The following is a 19,720-nucleotide window of genomic DNA, read 5'->3' on the forward strand; positions in this document are numbered from 1 at the left end:
TATGAAAAACCACTGGTTAAAAAACGCTCTTAGCGCACACTATTTTCCGTTCTTCAATCTGCCTCCAAATTGTGCGTACCGACTGGGCTCTCTGAAAAGAGCCCAATTTTTTTAACCTACTTACATCCTTACCAAATATGGTTCATGCTGTAACAAATAACCAGTTCAACATACCTATCGCATTAAAGATTAAAAATCCGTTAGCAATCATAATATTATTTGTCATACATTTTATTGCTTTCCTTTAAAGTTAACTATTTTATTAACCTCTCCTTCAATGCAACTAACAATGTAGTCAGCATCAGCATCACTTAACGTTTCATCAGATAATCGTACCTGTACAGCGTTATAATAATTCGGGCCCCAGACGTCAGCATTATCCGCAACATCACCTACAGTTTTGTAGGGATAAAAACATACCATCCTCTTATTAAATACATTTGAAAGATGAACTATCGAAGTATCTGGAGATATAACAAGGCAGCTTTCTTTTATCAATTGCGCCGCTGTAAAAAATGAAGACGCCAAGTTTATTGAAGCGTTACCTTCAACCTTTATTCCCTTAATCTTTGACTGCTCACCTATAATAATCACATGCAAATTATCAGCGTGAAGGGAGAAATAATTCAAAATGCAACGTATTTGCTCATCAGAAAAAAACCGTGTACTTACACTGCCATAGGGAACGAATGCTATTATTTTTTTGGCTCCTATGCCTTTAATTATATGCAATGCTTCCATTTTATCTTTTTCTGGTATACGCACCACGTAATCATATGAGTTCGGGGTTTTTCCCGTTAAATGGAGAAGTAAATCTAAACATTTCCCGCTTACATGTCCTCTTGGTTGAGTTATGCTCACTACCTCATCATAGATGCTATAATTATCGTTAAATCCTATTGTGCGTACAGGCTTTGAACGTCTAATAATATTGAAAGTATCAATGCTTGAACTTGTAATTTCATGAGGATCCACAAAAATAAAGGAACCTAATTCCCTTAAATTTTTTATTGTCTCTTGTACCTGTTGTGAGTCATATAAAAACAAGTTATCAAGATTTGTCCAACTTTCAAATAGGAAGTATATCTTATAGTCAGCAATGACAGAAACCTTAAATCCGTTCTCTGCTAAAATATCAACAAGACCACTGATTACAATAGCATCGCCTATACCTTTACCTATGAAAGGTATGACTATATTTCTGGTTTTTTTATTATTCTGCGTTAACCTTATCAGATTTCTATTTGAAAAAATGCATGCTAATTGCAATCTTAATTTAAATTTATATATTTTGAAGTGATGATTTCTTGATCTGTTTAATTTCTTAAGCCAATGAATCACTTACTTTCCCCTACTATATTTTTTTGTTAGCATAATTCATTTTTGTTCTAAAATAAAGGAGTTATTATATAAGCAAACCCAAAAAGTCATGCCTTTATTATTTTTACGGCCAAATCTCCATAGCAATTTTGTTATTACAGCGTCTTTTCTACTTTACTATATTCAGTGCTGTTTTAGATCCTAGCCTGCCTTTAAGCCTATACTATTTGGTAGTTAGAATGTGTTCTTTGCATGCAAAGAATGAGCTTGAATTAAACTTATTCATTAATTAATCGACCGACCTCAAATACTGCAGCTGTGCGCCAGGACTTCACATTTTCAGTTTTCTTGCCGTCAACATACCAGTGGATCCCGTTGGTGCTTATCCGCTCAAAAAGAAAAGACATGTCCCACACGCGATCAGGGATTAATGTTCCTTCACCCGCCAGAATACCTGCCGTGATGGAGTGATTACCTCCCCGAACAAAACCAATGCGCCAGGGCAGCCAGAGTTCAACATAATGGTTATTTAGATCCTGCTGCCATGGTTTCCCTTTTGCCGTACCAATCATGGACAGGTTATCGATGTAACGGGAAAGACTCCACGGCCAGGGAAGAACCATATCACTGGCCAGAGAAAGCGGGTAATCTTCTGGATTTACTTCTCCCGCCTTCATACGGCTATAGTCCTGAACCTCTGTGATGGCTTTAAAGAAAAACTCCCCGGGTGTCAAATCCGGACGGGCATCGGTTCCTTCTTCTGCCACCGCGAGCAGGAAATCACTCTGCAAAGGGCGGACCATAGCTCGAATTAAATCCGGCAAAGCCTGGACCGGCAGCGAAGACGCAACCGACAGCAGATGTTCAAAGTTATTTTTAGCCGTGGTGAGCCTGCTGTACTTCCTGTTCCCTTTCCAGAACACAATTCTTCTCCCGGTATTCACTCAGCCAGCTATGCCATTCGTCAGATCCGTACTCGATTTTGTCAATAATAGCCACTGCACTGGTATCAAATATTACGGTAGTTGTACCGTGAAGATAGCTGTCCGTAAATATACCTTCCCAGTCATAAACGCCCTGGATACCACAGTTCAGGTACAGGCGGATCATTTCATCTGAATCTACATGCCTGTTACCCACATAAAGCATCCCCCCTTTGTAAGTGCTGTACTGAGGCTCGCGCAGGGCATGCCAGTCCCAGCCTTCACTGAGTTGGCTACTAATGCTGACGGGAAGTCCATCTCTCAGGCGTGCCGCGATATCGGGCTGCTCTGCGAGCGGCAGCCGGTGATTAGCGATAATCGCCCCAGCGTTCAGTTCACACCGGCAAACCAGTGGCAGTCCGGGATTTCTGTTTTTGAATAACGCATGATTGCTGGCTCCTTTAAAATTATCCGTAAACCAGCAGGCATCGATGTTTCCGGACTCACCTGTTCCCTTGTATGCCACATCAAACTTATCAAAACGATGTCTGGTTCCGTGAAAAAGCTGCATTACTGACACCTTCAGTCAGACAATATTAAGTAGGAGGATCTCATTGCTCCTAAATGTGGGAACAGTATGCCGCCTGGCTACAGGACAGCGCCAGCAGATGTTAACTATGAAACTGAAGGCCAGTGCCGCCGGCAAAGCCGGTAACGCAGCTACCAGATTTTGATATGAGAATGCCGAGCAGCGCGCAGGCATTCATTAAATGCGCCGAAGGCGCATGAAGGCGCCCTCTGTTGCTGAAAATTACTCCTACGTAAATGGCGCCGTAGCCCGGCGCAGCCGGTAACAGTTCTGATAGGTTCCACCAATCCCTCCCTTGGCCCTGCTAAGCCATAACCCGCTGACAGGTGGCACAGGAAACGATGTGCGCCGTCGGAGTGGTCACGACAAGGCGTATGCCGCAGTCGGGGCGTATCTCCGCGTTAGCGGGCCTTTAGGACCGCTTACGGGCGTGTCACACAGTATCTGCCGCAGTATGAATTAAAGCGACTCAGATTCTAGTTACAACATCCATCATTAAAAGCGATGTCTTCCGGCCCTTTGGGCCGGGGGCTGCGCTTTTCAGTGGTGGGTCTATGTGCGGAGCTGAGGATACTGCTGATCAGTGATCGGCTATTGGCACTTTGTAACGTACTGCACCCTGCCCGCCATTTTTGGCGGGTGCTACCTCCAGGCGCAGAGCGCCTGAACCGAACCGGCGCGGACAACGTCCGCTGCAAGGGCGGGCATTTTCAGGAGCCTGTCCACAGGTCAGGCGACGAACAGGTTATATATTTATATGAATGAAATAAAAGATATTTAAAAGAAGTACAGAGCAGGTTTTTAAAGGAAACCACGCACTTTGAAATCAGGTCGGCTGGCGCTCTGTAAGTATAACGGTTGTAACCTTATGGAAAGGTCCCTTGCAGTTATTTGTGGGTAACTGAATCTGGCGACCAGATGTGGGCACTCTGATGCAATTTCTGGCCATTCTGATGGCGAGATGGGGTGAATGTCAGGAAGGACGGCCGTCATTTCGTGCAGAAAACCGTCAGCCGGGAGCTGCAGACGTGCGAAACCCTCCGGCGCTAACCGGATTTTTCACACAGGAAGGGTTATATGGGGACGGTGGCCAGCCGCGTGTAGTTGTTGCCACGCGACATCAGCATGCGCTCTTTCACGCGGCGCTCCAGCTCCCGCTTCATGGCATCAAGACCGCCGGTGAATCGCCCGCTGGCGTATTCCCGCGTCAGCTGTTGCTTCACCAGGGTCACAATGTCCTTACGGGTTCTGTCCGCGTCACGTCGCGCACGGGCGCGTTTCAGGCCATGTAACTTACGCTCGGACTGGTAGCTGCGGAACCGTTCGCGCACAAACCGCCAGGCCTTCGCTATCAACTCGTCCATCTCCAGTGGCTTCAGGTTCTGCTTCTTACGCTGCTGATTTTCCCATTCAACGCGGCTGCGGCGAGCAGCCACAACAGCCACGTCAGAGATATCGAGCACCGAGAACAGTGCCGGCGTGAAGGTAATATCGGTCGGGATATTGCAGCCAATCTGAGGGTCATATTCGGTCTGGTAGGTAATCAGCCCCAGCTCCGCCATAAATTTCAGCGCCCGTGTGGCGCGGGTGATGGACAGATTGCCGTTTTTCGACTCTGTGGCCAACCCGCATTCAATCGCCAGGTTGGTTATTGAACGCTGGACACGGTTGGCCAGCGGGTCATGATGGAAACACATCCCCTGGAGCAGGGCATCAATAGACCGACGACGCAACAACGGTGGCATACGTTTGCGTTTGCCTTCTGAACGCATACGCGCCACATGGACAGCAAAGTCAAAACGGGACGTGAAGCCTTCGGCTTTCGCCATCAGCTTACGACAGAACGGCAGTGTCTTTTTCCCCTCGCGCGGCGTGAATACCGGATTCGGGTTTTTGACCTGACGGTAAAGTGTAGTGGTTTCGGAATTCTGCTTACTCACCACTTCCTGCGCTTATGTTGCACAGAAGGAGTAAGCACGGAATCTCTTGTCTTTTTTCGCGCACGGGTTATACTCCCATACAGAAGCAACAACTTCTGTATGTTTCAAAGCAACCCCGTTAATCTTCTCGTCCGGCCAAGGTGAAGAGATTCTCGGGGTTTTGTTTTATCTGGAGTTTGATATTTACTACCCCAGATCCTGCCAACTTATGGCTTGGCTACCAATCATACCTGAACTCAATCGTCGGGACTCTAACACTAAGATCCCAAACGATCAATTTAAAGAAATCCAAGAGCTAACCATTAACCATGTGCCTGAGAATCCTGGGATTCCAGAGCTTTTTTCATCTTCTCAAAAAGCTCTAGTGGCACACAGTAGAACACTGGTTTGTTGTAGCTCAAAATCGCCAGAGCCTCGCCAGCAGTCGATGTCACAAGTTTTTCTGGATTAGCCTTAAGCTCAGAAACACCTGCAACACGGTTACAAAGAATCGTTCGCGACATTGAGAGCCCTCACAACAAGATAGCTAACTAATGCGACTCAGTATAGAACCACAATTAGACTTTAGAAAGTCTTATTATCGTTGATCTTTAAACGATCTGTGATCTAAAACAAACTTAAAACCACCGTCTTGACTGAACGTTAGTTCCTGAGTAGCCTGTAATAGTTGGAATAGATGTCCAACCGGGCGTGGAAACCCGATTTTACGTGTACAAAAAACACGCGCTTGCGTGTTTTTTATTGCCTGTCGCCGTTTGTATCTCAATGGTGGCTCAGGTGGGGCAACCGTCAAGGTTGGCCGGGTACACGTAACCGGTATTTCCACCCCTGCCTGGGCTACCACCAGAAGCGTGGAAACTTCGAGGTAGCTTTCGATACTATCTACGTGGAGGCTGAAACGATGGCCACATTTGCTACCTGCCTAGCATTTTTCACATCAATCCAATCACCCAAAGCTGTTCCAGACGTGAACAGATCCACAAAACTTATTCTCAATGCAGGGCTTTACCCTTTCGTAAAAAGATTAAAGAAACTGCCTGTTCTACCGTCAACTCCTATTCACTTATGTTAAATAGGAGACCGGTATGTTACAAAATATTATGCAAAATCAAGCGGTTGAAATGGTACACAAACATTTTCAACCACTTTCGAGAAAGCAACTTGAAATCTGTCTCCTTCATACATTTGGAGTTGCCAAAAGTATTATTGCCAGTAATTATAATATTACTGTTGAGGCGGTTAAGCAGAATATAAAAAGAAGCGTGCAGAAACTCGAACTGGATAATAGTGATGCACTGAGGGTTGCTTTACTCTCTACAATATTTGTAATAATGCTCAATAAATAACCTTCGAATGTACCCTAACGGGTACATTTTTTAAGATTCATCTCATTTTACTTTACAACAAATAAAAAAATTAAGATCATTAAACTGAGTTTTATAAGTTGATCCGGCCTAGTATAACTTTGAAACTCATGACAAGAGCATCCTGAGCCATGAAGGCGTTCGAACTACAGCATGCAAACTTAAGTGTTTGTTAGTAAGACTGTTTAGCCTTCATGGTTGAGTATGTTCGACCCCATTGAATTTGAATTATCCTTTCATGGATCAATTCTGCGCGAAGCGTTCAAAAATGAATATTGAGACTGTATGTAACCAACAATGGTATCTTGCTCTCTATATTACCGGGGGCAAAAACCGCGAGAACTTATTCGACTGGCTATACGACAGGAGAATAACTCCCTGGACACCTTTATCCTTAACGCAAATACGGCGTGCGGATGCCCCGCATGTTTTCAGAAAAAGGATCTCGGCCGTTTTCCCAGGATATTTCTTCCTTAAGGCAGATTTCGAATCACAGAAAATAGATATGATTCGGGCGCACTCTGCATTCTGCGACTTTGTGAAATTCGGCAGTAAAATTGCCCCTGTGAATACAAGGGTAGTCGAAGCGTTAATGAAGAAATACCCCGACCCGACTCATCACCCTGCTGCAAGAGCTGAACTCGAAGCGGCATCAGATATCTGGCTGACAAAAAGCCAATACAAACGCCTTACACAGTTAGATAAAACGGATCATCCCATATCCCGGACTGCAATGCTGTTCGATATGATCACCCATGCTGATGCGTGGGGATTTTAAAATGTACTTAACCGAGCCTCTTAAGCTGGTCCAAACCAGTTTTACACCATCCCTTTAGTTTCCCCCGTTCACGGGGGCTTTTTTTCACCGTTTTCCGGCAATGATGTCTGGGCTGGCCCTGCCCAATGAACACCCTCTGTTCCTGTAGCCAGCCAGCTTTCAGGCTTCTTTCATTCTGGCGGAATGAAGGTACAGACGTCATTGCCAGAAACCGGAACCAGAGAGAGACAAACCATGCAATCCACCCAGGAACAGGTCAGCCATCTCTTGTGGTGCATTCTCGTAGCCTTACGTACGGCAGTCGAAAACCATCACATAACCTCAGAGCGTGGCAAACGTAGATTCATCGCAGAATGGCTAAGCGGAGCACGAAGAATACCAACATTCAAAGGGATGGGTAGCGAGTTTATGACTATCCGGCAGTTGCTCGAAAACGAACGAAATCGTCCCATTGATGACGTCCTGACTGCGCTCTGGACCAACGCTGTTTCAACCGGGAACTGTGATCTGTTTCGTTTTCGGGCAGTCCTTAATTCACTTCTCGGCCTTGGCTGGAAGCACTGCCTTTGCCCCTGGCCTGAGCAGGTTGTAACTGAAATCATGGAACGCCAGCGAAATCGTAAGAACCACATCCTACAGTTTACCCGTATGGAAGAAGCATTTACCGCGACAGGCTCAATGACTTCCCCCGTCACGCTTCAACTCCTCCTGAAAAAAAATGAAGATGATGAGGTAGAAAAGTCTTTCTATCTCGATCGTTTCTCTGTTGTCCGTGGCCGCGATATCTCACTACCCAAAGCTACTCTTCGCACACTCTATATCGGCCATCACACACTGCCGGAGTCAGCATGGGGTGCTCGTGAAGGTGTCCGCTACGGGGATGTATGGCGCCCTGACCTTCATTAATCTTTTTGCCGAGGCTTAATCATGAAAATGCATACATTGGGCGTGCTATGTTCCCTGCTGGCGTTATATGGCTGCAACGGAACTACTACTTCAAACCAGGCTAATCACCGTAATGAAATCGGGCATTATCAGAAAAACGAAACTGCATACATTTCTGTCAGAGCCAGTATTTACGAGCTTTCCACTCCCGTAACGCCTGAACTAAACGAATTGCTTGAACAGCCAGGTGCAAAAATATCTTTAAGACCGGTCAGCGCTTCACTGGAAGACGAACTCACGGAACTGGTCGCTAAAGGGGACGTCAGACTGCTCTACGATATGTCCGGAGTCACAACCAACAACAAGGCATTACTTTTCTCTGTTTCAAATTACTCCGCTCAACAACACGCAACGACAAGGGTGAAGAAGAAAGAAAATGACGTGGATGATCTCTCATTAGTGATAACGCCGGCTCTTTCCGCAGACTCTGCATTAAAGCAGATGACCGTTGAGCTTTCCCGGACCACTGGCAGCTCAAAAAATGAATATTCCCGTTACGCTATCAACTTCCGACAACTTCTCAGATTAAAAGGTGGACAGAAGCTCAGTGTTGCTCTTCCCCTCAATGACGAAACGAACCGCCTCATTATCATCTCTCAAAAAACATAACCGTCCCGACTCGTCACTTCCTGCTCCCTTTCATATCTGTATTTCACTAACAACTAACTCCGGAGTAAAAACATGAAACATATTACCCTTGCCGTATTGCCGCTTATCCTGAGCGCCTGCTCGTCCTCACAGCCCGCTCAGCGTATTGACATAACTCACGGCAAATCAGCCTCTGTACAAAAAGTGGTTTCTCTCAGGATGGATGCGCCGCTCAGCCAACCTGTTACTTTCGACAACTCAGACAGCGTACGCTATGTAAATTCGGTCACTACGGAAGATGGGAAAATCGTTAGTAAGGAATACCGCACTCTCTCTTATGGAACCACGGTCAGGGCTGTCGTCAGCGATGCAGGGGATGACAAACAACTCGTTTCACTGGCGGTACGACACGCCTGCCATCCCGAATTATCAAAACTCCCAGCTGGCTCAGCCGAGGAAGGGATAGACCTGCCCTCGCAAAATTACATAACTCAACAGCAAAAAATTCTGATAGCGCGCGGAGACGATGTTCTGATCAGCGGTACCGGTTTTGACGCGAACTGTGCTTTTCCACGTATTACCGTTCACCCCACCGAATAACCCCCGGGGATCATCATGAAAAAACTTGCCCTGCCCCTGTTAATACCCTCGCTGTTAAGCAGCTGCGCGGGATTTAATAACCGTAACATTGCTCCTGACACACCTGCGCTCGTGTTTGTCGACGGCCAGATCAGCGATAGTGCCGATATCATTACACAGACACAGAGGCGAATTGCGCCTCCGGCGGCCACTCCCGTTCCTGTACGCCAGCCGACATCTGTAGCGGTAACATCGCAGACCTCCCCGCTGCCGCAACCAACAAAGATGGCCTCCTCCGCAAAACAAGTCAGCTCAGTGAGCCCCATCATGAATCCAGCGCTGCCGGCACTCACATTTACCGGCACACCAGGTCCCGTTGCCGTTCTGTCATTATCACCGGTGCGTAACCTCACTTTCGAACAGTGGGTCAGGCGCATCATTCCGACTGGCTGGACGCTGAACTATGAGAATGCCCTGCGACCTGTACTGAATACCCGTATCGTCTCGGTCGACACCAATGACCAGTGGACCAGGGTGCTCAACCGTCTGCTGACAGAGCAATCCATCCAGGGTCAGCTGGACTGGGATCGTCATGCCGTCACATTGCAGCGAAAGGGGCAAACCGCTCAGATGACCGTCCCTGCACTGTCCACTGGAAACCTCCCTGCTCCGCCACAGGCGTCTGGCGCGCCGAGAAATCCGTTCAGCGGACCGGAGGTGACCCAACCCATACCGCCGGCAGCGGTTAAAACCAGTACATCCTCTGTAACAACAAAACCGGTGAAGGCACCAACAGCGGTAGTTAAAGCACAACCAGCCACCGGGGAACCAGTCGCACCTGTGGTTCAGGGCAAAACCTGGCTGGCGCCGTCGGGAACGACTCTTCGGGAAATGTTGATGAAATGGGCGCAGGATACCCGCTGTGAATCAGGCGCATCATCGCACTGGACGGTTATCTGGCCAGTATCCGTGACGGATTATCGGCTTGACGCACCACTGACCTTCCGCGGCTCATTTGAAACCATGCTCGGTCAGATGTTCGACCTTTACCGTTCAGCACAGAAACCGCTTTATGCTGAAGCTTCCCGCCTGCAGTGCGTGGTATCTGTCACAGACACTCCGGCAGGTCGGTGATGGGCTGGGTCATACTGGCAATCAGCATGATATTTTTCCTGATTGTCGGTGATATAGATTCGCAACAAAATCAGACCAGCCGGACTGCAATACAGACGCAGAGCGGCCAGCTTTATGCCTCCCAGATCCTGACTATCGCCAACCGCGTTAACGACTGGCGTTACAAAACTGGCCAAACGAATGGAACAGTTCCAGTTGACCAGCTGGGTCTTCCCTTTACTCCCGACGCCCGGATCCAGTACCGGTTACTTCAGAGTAGATTGTGGGTCTGGATGCCGGAACAAGCTGGACTCGTTGATGCCTTACGGGCACAGAGTCGCGGTTCGGCACTCATCGGCACCATGAGAAGCGGCCAGTTAATCTGGCTTTCCGGTCTGGCCACCGGGCTCACGGCTCCACAGGGCGTTCCTGAAGGCGCTGTGGTTTACCTCAACTAATCCGGATTTCCCCCATGAAGAAAACCCTTTTGCGGCGCCTGCTGATGGCGTCCTGCTTTGCCATGCTCGCAGGTTGTACCTTCTCTGAAATCAACAAAATGCAGACTAAGGCACAATCTGACGCCACGGTAGCCCGCGCACAGGCACAGCTCCCGCGAACACAACATCAACAACCACTGACCTGGACGGAGCGTCAGTGGATTAATCCGAGTCCTATCCCGGTCGCCGTTCGTGAACGGAACCGCCAGGCTCCGTCATGCAATATCACCCAGGCAAAAAATACAATTACGCTACAGGAACTGGCACAACGCATCACCGCGCTGTGTGGAACCCCCGTTATTTTTACTCCTGACGCCCTTGATATCAGCCAGAGCAGCGTCAGTACCGGCGTCACACGCCAGATGAGTGGCACACTACCACCACCTGATGACAGCGGTCGGACGCCACTGGCCAGTCTGGGGGGCGTAAATTCTTTGCCGACTGGAGGAACCAGTCAGCCCCTGAACCTTACCGGACTGATGTGGCAGGGAGATCTGGGCGGACTTCTGGATCTGATGGCCAGCCGTAGCGGTCTCTACTGGCGAATGGATAATGGAACTATCGTGTTCTATCTGATGGAAACCCGGACCTATTCGCTGGCCATGCTGAACACTAAAACGTCCAGCACGTCGAGCGTCAGCTCAGGGACGACCAGCAGTATGGGAGCCACCAGTGGTACAGATAACTCCGCCTCCGGCGAATCCACAACCTCCCAGAGCACAACCACGGGGCAGGAATACGATTTGTATGCTGATCTGCGAAAAGCTGTGGAGTCGATGCTGACCCCGAACAAAGGTCGCTACTGGCTGTCCTCCTCCAGCTCCTCACTGATTGTGACGGACACGCCGTCAGTACAGGCCGCTGTGGCCCGTTATGTGAACGAGCAAAATCTCATCATGAACAGGCAGGTAGCCCTGAATGTTGAAGTCCTGAGCGTCGGTAACTCACGAAACGAAGATTTCCGGATTGACTGGAACCTGGTGTACAAGTCACTGCACTCTGCTGGCGCCACGCTTAACAACGCGACAGGGGATCTCACTGGTGGTATTTCTGCCGGCGCGTCCATTCTTGATACCGCTACTGGTAATGCCGCGAAGTTTGCTGGCTCCAGCCTTCTGCTGAAAGCGTTGTCAGAACAGGGCGATGTCAGCGTCGTCACTTCTCAGTCCAGTACCGTGACTAACCTGACGCCCGTGCCTATTCAGATGGCAGATCAGACGGTCTATGTAGCGCAGTCGGCTACAACGACAACCACCGATGTCGGTGCCACTACAACGCTGACTCCTGGGATGATCACCACCGGTTTCAACATGACCCTGTTACCGTTGATTCAGGAAACAGGTAACGTTCAGCTACAGGTAAACTTCAACCTGTCAGATCCACCGACCATCCGTAACTTCACGTCAAAAGACGGGAACTCTTACATCGAGATGCCATATACCAAACTGCGCTCTCTGAGCCAGAAGGCAAATCTCCGGGCCGGGCAATCGCTGATCCTTACTGGTTTTGATCAGAACAATACCTCCGTCAATAAATCCGGCACCTTCACGCCAGGGAACCCGCTCCTGGGCGGAAGTCAGTCAGGTAAAAACGAACGGACCACCCTGGTCATCGTGATCACACCGACATTCCCGCAAAGTTCCGGAGGCTGAAATGAAGGATGAGGATTACCTGTTTACAATCCGGGATGGAAAATCCCGCAGCCGTTACTGGCTGGCGGGGATGGACTGGGCGCCAACGGAAAAACAGAAATTTCGGCTGCCGTCATTTCAACTAATAAAATCACGTTCCGGAAGAACAGACGGCGTTGGCGTCCACACCTCAACCGGACAATTCAATACACGGGAAAAAGGGCAATCAGTCGCAGGGAGTGGCAGATTGCCCGTCCGTTATCGCCGTCACCAGCTCTTTTCGCTGGCACTCGCGTTCTGTGCCAGCACACGAAATGGATACGGCATTTATCGGCTGAGTAGTACCGACTTCGTGTTTCTGGCCAGTATTAATGGTGTGCCTGCCGTCACTGCCGATAAAACAGGGAGTGCGGACAAAATGCAGGAGCTGCTGACACTGTTCCTGAGCATGAATGAACCGCCCCCAGAAGGCTGGGACTGTCTGGCATCAGTGGAAAACCCCCTTGATGCTAACAGTCTCTTTGCCGGACTATCTGCACGCAGGCGACAGCAATGCCGTGTGCATGTAGATGGGCTCCGGAGACAGCGCTGGTTACTGGCTTGCGCGATACTGCTGCTCGGCTCAGGCGCCATTGCCTGGTGGCAGACGACCACACCACCGGAGGAACCGGTACTCACCGCTGAAGAAATACAGGCCAGGGCGCGCGCAATGTTCGCCAGTCAGGCAAAACCTAAGGTTTTGCCTCATCCCTGGGCACGCGAGGTAACAGCCCAGGCTCTGATCGAGGATTGTCAGAGAAAGACCGATCCGGCGCTACATGTTCTGGGGAGCTGGAAACTGGCATCCGGGACCTGCTCTCCTGACGGGATAACCCTTTTGTACCAGATTATGCCCGGTGGCACAGTTGAAGGGTTTCTCGCTCGCAGTCAGGAGGTCTTCGGTGTCACGCCATTATTCAATCTCAAGGAGGGGGGGCGGGAAGCCCGAATTTCATTACCGCCCCCGGACAGACCACTCAGAGATGAAGCAGTGCCTGACAGTTCATTGCAGCTCATCCGCATCCTCTCCTGGTTCCAGCGTCAGCAAATCACACTCAACATCACCGATGTAGCCATGCCTCCAGTCCTGCCGGGGTCGAACGGAGAACCGCCTCCTGTGCAGGACTGGCAGGAATACGCGTTTAGTTTTTCCGCGCCCCTCCCCGCCATCATCTTATTCGACGGTCTGGATGAAACTGGTATCCGACTTACCCGTTTAACATTCGAGCTGAACGGAAGTGCGTTCAGCTATACCACTGAAGGTAAAATTTATGCGTCAGCAAAGTAAATTTCTTCGGCAGGCGACACTCTGGCTCCTGCTGTCAATATTCGGGCCTTTACCCGTTCAGGCCTCTCAGTCAACGAACCAACAGGTATCACAGCCAGCAGGGAATCTGACACCCGGTGTGACAAAAGGGCAGCTTGAACAGCTGCATATACGAAACGTTATTCTTCAGGCAGAAGTTCAGGGGGCGCAACTGCAGCGCCAGCTTGAGGAAAATCAATCCAGCGCCAGCACTCCTGCCACCGCTCTTCCCGGTGCCTCCTTCGGCGATACTTCACTGCCCGGTCAGCCTGCACGCCCGGTTACCATGAATAATCGCCCTGTCGTTCTTGAGATTAACGGCCGCGATAAAAACCTCCGCGCCACACTGCAACTCCAATCAGGACAGTCATTGGTTGTATCGCCGGGAAGCCGTATTCCAGGGATGGAGAGCACAGTCAAGAGCATTACGCTAGCCGGCGTCACACTCAGCGATGGCACACTGCTTGCCTTTGGGGACTAACCATGAGCGCTATTACTGCAGAATCTCTTCTGCTGTTTGATGACGGTGACAGGAAAGAAATCCTCATCGATACCAACCAGCGAGGCGTCCCAGGTGTACAGGCCGCGCTGATGGACTTAATGAACAAACACCCGGGGATCAAACATCGGTTTGTCACTCTCTCAGACTTACGAGAGGCACGGAAAAAGCAGGAAGCTCAACCGCAGGCCAGCGATAAGACAGGATTAACTCTGGCAGACCTGGATGGAGACAGCAGCCAAAGTGAGCAACGGATCCTGAACTATTTTTCAGTGGCCAAAAAGCTCGGTTCCTCAGATATTCACTTTCTGATTTCTGATTCGCTCTTCCAGGTCAAAATGCGTGTCCACGGCTATTTACATGTGGTGGATGAACGTCGGCGGGAGGAAGGAATGTCCCTCTGTGCCACCTGTATTCTCTCGATGTCGGATGTGTCAGAAACCAGCTTCTACCCACACAGGGAACAGGATGCACGACTCTCCCCGGCCATGATGCGGAAAATAGGACTGTTTGGTGCCCGCTACAGTCACCGTCCAACTGGCGATGGGCTGATTGCGGTTATGCGACTTATTCCGGATGACGGTAACAACGTACCTGACTTCCTGCAATTGGGTTATCTCCCCGAACAAATCAAGCTGCTGAAACGCATGATTGACCGACCTGAAGGGAAGATCATCCTCTCGGGACCAACTGGTTCCGGTAAATCCACCACGCTCCGTACCGCCTGCCGTGTATATCTGGATACCAACCCTGGACAACACCTTCTGACCATCGAAGACCCACTTGAGGGGCAGGTCGTGGGAGCTGTTCAGACGCCGATCATCTGCGACAAATCAGATGAGGAAGCAGTACGTATCGCCTGGGGAAAAGCTATCTCGTCAGCGCTGCGACTGGATCCGGACGCCATTATGGAGGGTGAAATGCGTGACCTTGTCTCGATGCAGGCCACCATTTATGCCGCCCAGACCGGACACCTGGTGATGACCACCCTGCACACAAACTCAGCACTCGGAATCCCGGAGCGTATGGTTACGCTCGGCGTTAACGAAAATCTGTTGTGTGATGCCCAGCTTTTAATCGGGCTTATAAGTCAGCGCCTGGTTCCCACGCTATGTCCGGAATGTCGTATATCCTGGCTGGATAAGGTCAACACCTTAAGTGAGGAGGAAAAGGACTGGCTGGAGAAATACTGCAATATAGAAGGCGTCTGTTCGACCGACAGGCTCTATTTTCATAACCCGGCCGGGTGTGAAGCGTGCACACAGGTGGTGGAGATCAACGGCCAGGTGCGTGGCAAAGTCGGTCAGGGTATCAGGGGACGTACCGTCATTGCCGAGGTTATTGAGACCAATAACCGTCTTTTTAAACTGCTGAAAACTGACGGCAAGGTCGCAGCTCGCCAGTTCTGGATAAACAACATGCAGGGGATCAGCCGTGTCCGGCACGTCCTTCATAAAATCAATGACGGACTGGTCGACCCGCTGATGGCCAACCGGATCATTCCACTCGATGAAGATGAACGTCTGGAGGTGGATGATGCGTGAAATGCATTTCCTGAAACGACTCCGCTATACCCTGGTTCGTAAGACGTTCAGCGGACAGTACCGGGTTCAGTTCTATGAAGCGCTGCGGTTTCTGATTGAAAACCGACAGAAACTAAAGCCTTCTCTGGAGAAAATGCGCAATGCCTGGACGAACTTCGGACAGAAGTGGCATCCCTACGTTGAGCTGACGGACGACTGCATTGATGCGTTAAGGGAAAACAGCGGGGATAAAACGCTTGAGCGTACACTCACCCGATGGCTACCTGCCGCAGAAGCTTCCGTTATAAGCGCCGGCATACGCAGTGAGTCACTTCCACGCTCACTAAGATACGCCTGTACCCTGACACACGCGGGTAAGCGTATTCGTGCAGCTGTATGGCAGATGGCCATCTATCCGATTGGCTTTGCCATCATGTTGTCCAGTTCCATCTATGTACTGAATACCGAGCTACTTGCCACGCTTACAGAAATCAGCCCGCCAGAGAGCTGGACCGGGGCACTAGGGTTTCTTTACGGGATCTCAGTGTTTTTCGGTGAGTATGGAGTGATAACCGGCATCGCCGCCACCGCGTTAATTATCTGGACGGTCTGGTCCCTCCCGCGCTGGCATCGCCCTGACAGGCTTCGTCGTGTATTCGACGGGCTGATGCCATGGTCGGTTTATAAGGATATTCAGGGCGCGACCTTCCTGTTGAACATTGGTGCACTGCTACAGTCCGGCGTAAGAACCAAAGACGCGCTGGAGATCCTGCAGGAAACTGCATCCCCCTGGCTTGCAGTCCGAATCGACGCAATTACCGAACACGTACGTGAAGGTAAACATTTCGGACTGGCCCTGAAGGACTGCGGTTACGATTTCCCGTCGCAGGAAGCGGCCAACTTCCTCTCCCTTCTCCAGGGTGATGGAGACGATGAAATCATCATCAACTACGGTCAGCGCTGGCTTGAGCAAACCCTGGAGCGCGTAGCAAAACGTGCTGTCGTTGTCCGTGGATTCATGTTCCTGTCAATGATCATGATGCTTCTGCTTCTGGTCTTTGTCGTTATGGATATCAATGCCCTAAGCAACTCGTCGGGCTCTTTTTAAATGAGGAAAAACCATGCAATTTAATTCTGAACCAACTTCTCAGCCATACAAACCAACTAAGACGGTTACTCACCCCCGCGGCTGGGGCTACCTTGAGCAGGGCAGTCTTGCTCTAATCGTGCTGGCCGTCATCGGGTTCGTGCTTGCGGGATACTTCGCCCTCAAAAATAACGTCAACGTAGGTAAGGAGTCGTCGAACATTCAGTCGCTCATCACAAGCACCCAAAACATGATGAAAGGAGGAGATGGATACACATTCACTTCCGGTGCCAAAATGATGGGCTCGCTTATCCAGATGAAACTTCAGCCTAAAAGTATGACTGTACGTGGTACCCCCTCTTCCGGCACCGCCACGCTTTATAATGGATGGGGTGGTTCCGTGACACTGTCACCTGTCACAGTCTCCGGGTTCTCAAATGGATTCTCTTTGACCTACGAAATGGTTCCTCAGGGTGCCTGCGTCTCGCTCGTCACAGCACTCAGTCGCGCCAAAATTGCTGATGCGATCACCGTCAACTCCACGGCGCACAGTGATGGGGTCGTGACAACTGAAGAAGCCAGCGCGCAATGCACAGCTGACAATGGCAGCACTGGTACCAACAAGCTGATCTTCACGATGAACAGCTAAGGAGACAACATGCGGAGAGAACGCCTTCTCTCCTGCCGCCTGGTAATGACGCTGCTCATTCTGTCCTTTTCCTCCGGCCCATTGATGGCCAGCACGAACTCCCCGCCTGCGACTTTTGATGCCTGCTTTAACAATGCCGGTGCCCGATACCAGATCGAGCCACTGCTGCTTAAGGCAGTGGCCAAAGGGGAGTCCTCGTTCCGTCCATGGGTCACAAACACCAACCGGGATAAAAAGGGTAATCCGGTCAGCACGGACTATGGGTTGATGCAGATTAACTCAACCCATGTTCCTAAGCTCGTCCGGATGGGTGTCATCCAGGGGGCAGAAGACCTGCTGAAGCGCCCCTGTCTGAACATTCAGATAGGGGCGTGGATCCTGGCCAGCCACTTTCAGGTATGTGGTGTGACCTGGAATTGCCTCGGGTCTTACAACGCTGGATTCCGTAAGGATCGGCACGAAACCCGTGAGCAATATGCCAACCGTATCTGGGGGTTCTATCTGGAGCTGAAAGGTCTTCGCGTCTGTCGACAGGTGAAAGGAAAGCGAATATGCGAACCATCATAGTTACGAGTCTGACGACAGCATGGAGTCTGCCGTTACTACTGGGGTTCGCACTCATTGGCAGAGGCCTGATGTGCCGCGTGCTCGAATTTCTGGAGGAGCAACCGATAAACGTTAAGGAACAGAAAACAACCTTGACGGCAGGGATTTGGCTCTTCGCTACTTTCAGTATGATCGCCGCCCTTGCACCGGTTCCTGTTGCTGATCGGGCAGCTGCCATAGTGATGATGGCCTTCCTTCTTCAGGCCGGGAGCACAGACGCAGTCAGTGGATATCTGCCACGAACTTTCACAGTACGGCTGTTACTTGGGGGATTGCTCTGGGGAGCAGCATCAGACGTTTCAGTTGAAGGTATATCTACACAACTGGCGGAGATCGCAGTAACAGTCAGTCTGATGGCGCTACTGAGTGTCCTGGTAAACCGGGGCACTCAGCGTCTGGGTCAGGGGGATTTATGGCTGATAACTGGCCTGACTGCCTGGATGGGGGGGAAAGATGCTGCACTGGTCACTCTGTTTGGAGCAGCAGCCTTTGTTCTCTGGCTGCTAACCTGGCATATATCGGGGAAAAAAGAGGGACCACTGGGACCCTGGCTTTGTCTTAGCGGGAGTATTTTCCAGCTCACTCTTCTGTATCAACCTGTATGGATATCGATTCTATGAAAATGCATGATCGTGGCTGGGCAAATCTTGATGTCGCTCTGTCGCTCCTGGTGGTGATGGCAATGGCCGTCTTTGGACTCACTAAATACAAGGACTGGCAACAGGAGAAAAACTGGCAGGTTGAAGCAGCCCATATCAGTACCTACGCAGCAGCAGCGCGTGGCTACATCGGGCGAAATTATGCGACGCTGTTAAGTGCAACCAGCACTACCGCGCCGACAGTGATCACCACAGCCATGCTTAAAAATACCGGTTTTCTGCCGTCCGGTTTTACCGAAACAAACAGCCAGGGTCAGCGTATGAACACGTATCTGGTCAGAAACGGGCAGAACACGGAATTGTTGCAGGGAATGGTGGTATCAAGCGGTGGAAGTGTATATCCGGCCAAAGCATTGAGGCTGATATCGCGGGATATTAAAACCGGATTCGGAGGATACATCGATGACGGTAAAACTGCCACTGGAGCCTTGCGGACGTGGAAAATCCCGCTGAGTAGCTACGGAGCTACTTCCGGAAACGGGCATATCGTCGTGCTCCTCTCAACCGATGAGTTATCTGGTGCACAGGAGGATAACGACAGGTTGTACCGTTTTCAGGTTAATGGCCGCCCCGACCTGAATAAGATGCACACAGCCATCGATATGGGTGGAAATAACCTGAACAGCGTTGGCACCATTAATGGGCAGACAGGAGCATTTAGTGGAAACGTAAGTGGTTCAAACGGAATATTCACCAGTAACGTCAGCGGAGCGAACGGTAATTTCACCCAAAATATTACAGCGGGAGCACAAGTAAAAGGAGCTACGGTACGTGCCGAAAGCGACATCAGCGCCGGACGAAATATTACGGCAACAAACGAGGTATCTGGTGCCACAGTCAAAGCGTCAGGCAACCTTTCGGCTGGCGGTGTTTTGCAACTAGGGCAGGTCAACGTTGCAGGCATGGCCTGTTACCCTAACGGGCTGATAAGCCGTGACGCCAATGGCGGCGTACTTTCCTGTCAATCCGGTGCGTGGAATGCGCCAGCCACACAGCTTGAGCGAATGGTCTGGGAAGTGAACTCTGGAAAAAACTATGGAGATATATGCCAGTCATCTCTCAAGGATTCTGGGCTACTTGCGCAA

General features: G+C 50.2%; 21 protein-coding genes. 16 read left to right on the top strand and 5 right to left on the bottom strand.

The genetic code is table 11. The features are described from left to right. Window positions 1–231 precede the first annotated feature (231 nt). The 5 genes from OWK27_RS21145 to OWK27_RS21165 all read right to left on the bottom strand — a co-directional run bounded on the left by OWK27_RS21145 (window position 232) and on the right by OWK27_RS21165 (window position 5,275). Window positions 232–1,341: a glycosyltransferase family 9 protein gene (locus OWK27_RS21145; protein WP_267591180.1), complete on the bottom strand. Its 1,110-nt coding sequence runs from the start codon at window positions 1,339–1,341 to the stop codon at window positions 232–234. A 257-nt stretch (window positions 1,342–1,598) separates the two neighbouring features. Continuing rightward, window positions 1,599–2,243 carry a DUF6710 family protein gene (locus OWK27_RS21150; RefSeq protein WP_267591181.1) on the bottom strand — a complete coding sequence of 215 codons (645 nt, stop codon included), beginning with the start codon at window positions 2,241–2,243 and terminating at the stop codon, window positions 1,599–1,601. Continuing rightward, on the bottom strand, window positions 2,197–2,814 hold the full coding sequence (locus OWK27_RS21155; RefSeq protein ID WP_267591182.1) for a hypothetical protein: 618 nt from the start codon (window positions 2,812–2,814) through the stop codon (window positions 2,197–2,199). The genes OWK27_RS21150 and OWK27_RS21155 overlap by 47 nt, the downstream gene beginning before the upstream one ends. 1,091 nt (window positions 2,815–3,905) lie before the next feature. Continuing rightward, on the bottom strand, window positions 3,906–4,772 hold the full coding sequence (repA, locus tag OWK27_RS21160) for an incFII family plasmid replication initiator RepA (protein WP_160251400.1): 867 nt from the start codon (window positions 4,770–4,772) through the stop codon (window positions 3,906–3,908). Between the two features lie 302 nt (window positions 4,773–5,074). After that, a complete protein-coding gene (locus OWK27_RS21165; protein WP_072021765.1) occupies window positions 5,075–5,275 on the bottom strand; it encodes a type II toxin-antitoxin system Phd/YefM family antitoxin in 201 nt (66 codons plus the stop codon). A 582-nt stretch (window positions 5,276–5,857) separates the two neighbouring features. Here OWK27_RS21165 and OWK27_RS21170 point away from each other — a divergent pair. From OWK27_RS21170 to pilV, 16 genes are all read left to right on the top strand, one after another. Then, window positions 5,858–6,118 carry a hypothetical protein gene (locus OWK27_RS21170; protein WP_032650430.1) on the top strand — a complete coding sequence of 87 codons (261 nt, stop codon included), beginning with the start codon at window positions 5,858–5,860 and terminating at the stop codon, window positions 6,116–6,118. A gap of 286 nt (window positions 6,119–6,404) precedes the next feature. Further along, on the top strand, window positions 6,405–6,914 hold the full coding sequence (locus tag OWK27_RS21175) for a transcription termination/antitermination NusG family protein (protein WP_047345396.1): 510 nt from the start codon (window positions 6,405–6,407) through the stop codon (window positions 6,912–6,914). 234 nt (window positions 6,915–7,148) lie between these two features. Beyond that, a complete protein-coding gene (locus OWK27_RS21180; RefSeq protein WP_047345397.1) occupies window positions 7,149–7,820 on the top strand; it encodes a hypothetical protein in 672 nt (223 codons plus the stop codon). Between the two features lie 21 nt (window positions 7,821–7,841). Further along, the gene (locus OWK27_RS21185) at window positions 7,842–8,468 is read left to right on the top strand and encodes a hypothetical protein (protein WP_267591183.1); all 627 of its coding nucleotides are present in this window, start codon (window positions 7,842–7,844) and stop codon (window positions 8,466–8,468) included. 72 nt (window positions 8,469–8,540) lie between these two features. Then, window positions 8,541–9,047, top strand: coding sequence for a hypothetical protein (locus tag OWK27_RS21190; RefSeq protein ID WP_267591184.1), 507 nt, complete (start codon window positions 8,541–8,543; stop codon window positions 9,045–9,047). A 15-nt stretch (window positions 9,048–9,062) separates the two neighbouring features. After that, window positions 9,063–10,160, top strand: coding sequence for a toxin co-regulated pilus biosynthesis Q family protein (locus tag OWK27_RS21195; RefSeq protein WP_267591185.1), 1,098 nt, complete (start codon window positions 9,063–9,065; stop codon window positions 10,158–10,160). After that, window positions 10,160–10,597, top strand: coding sequence for a type IV pilus biogenesis protein PilM (pilM, locus tag OWK27_RS21200; RefSeq protein WP_022649971.1), 438 nt, complete (start codon window positions 10,160–10,162; stop codon window positions 10,595–10,597). Before OWK27_RS21195 ends, pilM begins: the two co-directional genes overlap by 1 nt. Before the next feature lie 14 nt (window positions 10,598–10,611). After that, on the top strand, window positions 10,612–12,288 hold the full coding sequence (locus OWK27_RS21205; RefSeq protein ID WP_047625933.1) for a PilN family type IVB pilus formation outer membrane protein: 1,677 nt from the start codon (window positions 10,612–10,614) through the stop codon (window positions 12,286–12,288). A 1-nt stretch (window position 12,289) separates the two neighbouring features. Next, window positions 12,290–13,594, top strand: a complete 1,305-nt coding sequence (pilO2, locus tag OWK27_RS21210; protein ID WP_047345402.1) for a type 4b pilus protein PilO2 — start codon at window positions 12,290–12,292, stop codon at window positions 13,592–13,594. Further along, window positions 13,578–14,093 (top strand): type IV pilus biogenesis protein PilP, encoded by a 516-nt coding sequence (pilP, locus tag OWK27_RS21215; protein ID WP_080298886.1) that lies wholly within the window; start codon window positions 13,578–13,580, stop codon window positions 14,091–14,093. The genes pilO2 and pilP overlap by 17 nt, the downstream gene beginning before the upstream one ends. Window positions 14,094–14,095: 2 nt before the next feature. Continuing rightward, window positions 14,096–15,655 carry a GspE/PulE family protein gene (locus tag OWK27_RS21220; protein WP_194514634.1) on the top strand — a complete coding sequence of 520 codons (1,560 nt, stop codon included), beginning with the start codon at window positions 14,096–14,098 and terminating at the stop codon, window positions 15,653–15,655. Then, a complete protein-coding gene (locus OWK27_RS21225) occupies window positions 15,648–16,742 on the top strand; it encodes a type II secretion system F family protein (RefSeq protein ID WP_049222121.1) in 1,095 nt (364 codons plus the stop codon). Before OWK27_RS21220 ends, OWK27_RS21225 begins: the two co-directional genes overlap by 8 nt. Before the next feature lie 13 nt (window positions 16,743–16,755). Continuing rightward, the gene (locus tag OWK27_RS21230) at window positions 16,756–17,370 is read left to right on the top strand and encodes a type 4 pilus major pilin (protein WP_267591186.1); all 615 of its coding nucleotides are present in this window, start codon (window positions 16,756–16,758) and stop codon (window positions 17,368–17,370) included. 9 nt (window positions 17,371–17,379) lie between these two features. Beyond that, a complete protein-coding gene (locus OWK27_RS21235) occupies window positions 17,380–17,937 on the top strand; it encodes a lytic transglycosylase domain-containing protein (protein ID WP_420713011.1) in 558 nt (185 codons plus the stop codon). Next, window positions 17,922–18,596, top strand: coding sequence for a prepilin peptidase (locus OWK27_RS21240; protein WP_267591187.1), 675 nt, complete (start codon window positions 17,922–17,924; stop codon window positions 18,594–18,596). Before OWK27_RS21235 ends, OWK27_RS21240 begins: the two co-directional genes overlap by 16 nt. Next, a partial coding sequence (gene pilV, locus OWK27_RS21245) for a shufflon system plasmid conjugative transfer pilus tip adhesin PilV (RefSeq protein WP_267591188.1) occupies window positions 18,593–19,720 on the top strand: 1,128 nt, incomplete at its 3' end. The genes OWK27_RS21240 and pilV, both read left to right, overlap by 4 nt.

Source organism: Enterobacter cloacae complex sp. 2022EL-00788 (genome assembly GCF_026627565.1).
Taxonomy (GTDB): domain Bacteria; phylum Pseudomonadota; class Gammaproteobacteria; order Enterobacterales; family Enterobacteriaceae; genus Enterobacter; species Enterobacter pasteurii.

Coding starts and splice junctions, on each gene's coding strand:
- OWK27_RS21155 (WP_267591182.1), bottom strand. CDS start 2,814: ATGCAGCTTTTTCACGGAACCAGACATCGTTTTGATAAGTTTGATGTG.
- OWK27_RS21205 (WP_047625933.1), top strand. CDS start 10,612: ATGAAGAAAACCCTTTTGCGGCGCCTGCTGATGGCGTCCTGCTTTGCC.
- OWK27_RS21170 (WP_032650430.1), top strand. CDS start 5,858: ATGTTACAAAATATTATGCAAAATCAAGCGGTTGAAATGGTACACAAA.
- OWK27_RS21175 (WP_047345396.1), top strand. CDS start 6,405: ATGAATATTGAGACTGTATGTAACCAACAATGGTATCTTGCTCTCTAT.
- pilP (WP_080298886.1), top strand. CDS start 13,578: ATGCGTCAGCAAAGTAAATTTCTTCGGCAGGCGACACTCTGGCTCCTG.
- OWK27_RS21190 (WP_267591184.1), top strand. CDS start 8,541: ATGAAACATATTACCCTTGCCGTATTGCCGCTTATCCTGAGCGCCTGC.
- OWK27_RS21195 (WP_267591185.1), top strand. CDS start 9,063: ATGAAAAAACTTGCCCTGCCCCTGTTAATACCCTCGCTGTTAAGCAGC.
- OWK27_RS21180 (WP_047345397.1), top strand. CDS start 7,149: ATGCAATCCACCCAGGAACAGGTCAGCCATCTCTTGTGGTGCATTCTC.
- OWK27_RS21240 (WP_267591187.1), top strand. CDS start 17,922: ATGCGAACCATCATAGTTACGAGTCTGACGACAGCATGGAGTCTGCCG.
- OWK27_RS21165 (WP_072021765.1), bottom strand. CDS start 5,275: ATGTCGCGAACGATTCTTTGTAACCGTGTTGCAGGTGTTTCTGAGCTT.
- OWK27_RS21235 (WP_420713011.1), top strand. CDS start 17,380: ATGCGGAGAGAACGCCTTCTCTCCTGCCGCCTGGTAATGACGCTGCTC.
- pilO2 (WP_047345402.1), top strand. CDS start 12,290: ATGAAGGATGAGGATTACCTGTTTACAATCCGGGATGGAAAATCCCGC.
- OWK27_RS21185 (WP_267591183.1), top strand. CDS start 7,842: ATGAAAATGCATACATTGGGCGTGCTATGTTCCCTGCTGGCGTTATAT.
- OWK27_RS21230 (WP_267591186.1), top strand. CDS start 16,756: ATGCAATTTAATTCTGAACCAACTTCTCAGCCATACAAACCAACTAAG.
- pilM (WP_022649971.1), top strand. CDS start 10,160: ATGGGCTGGGTCATACTGGCAATCAGCATGATATTTTTCCTGATTGTC.
- OWK27_RS21220 (WP_194514634.1), top strand. CDS start 14,096: ATGAGCGCTATTACTGCAGAATCTCTTCTGCTGTTTGATGACGGTGAC.
- OWK27_RS21225 (WP_049222121.1), top strand. CDS start 15,648: ATGCGTGAAATGCATTTCCTGAAACGACTCCGCTATACCCTGGTTCGT.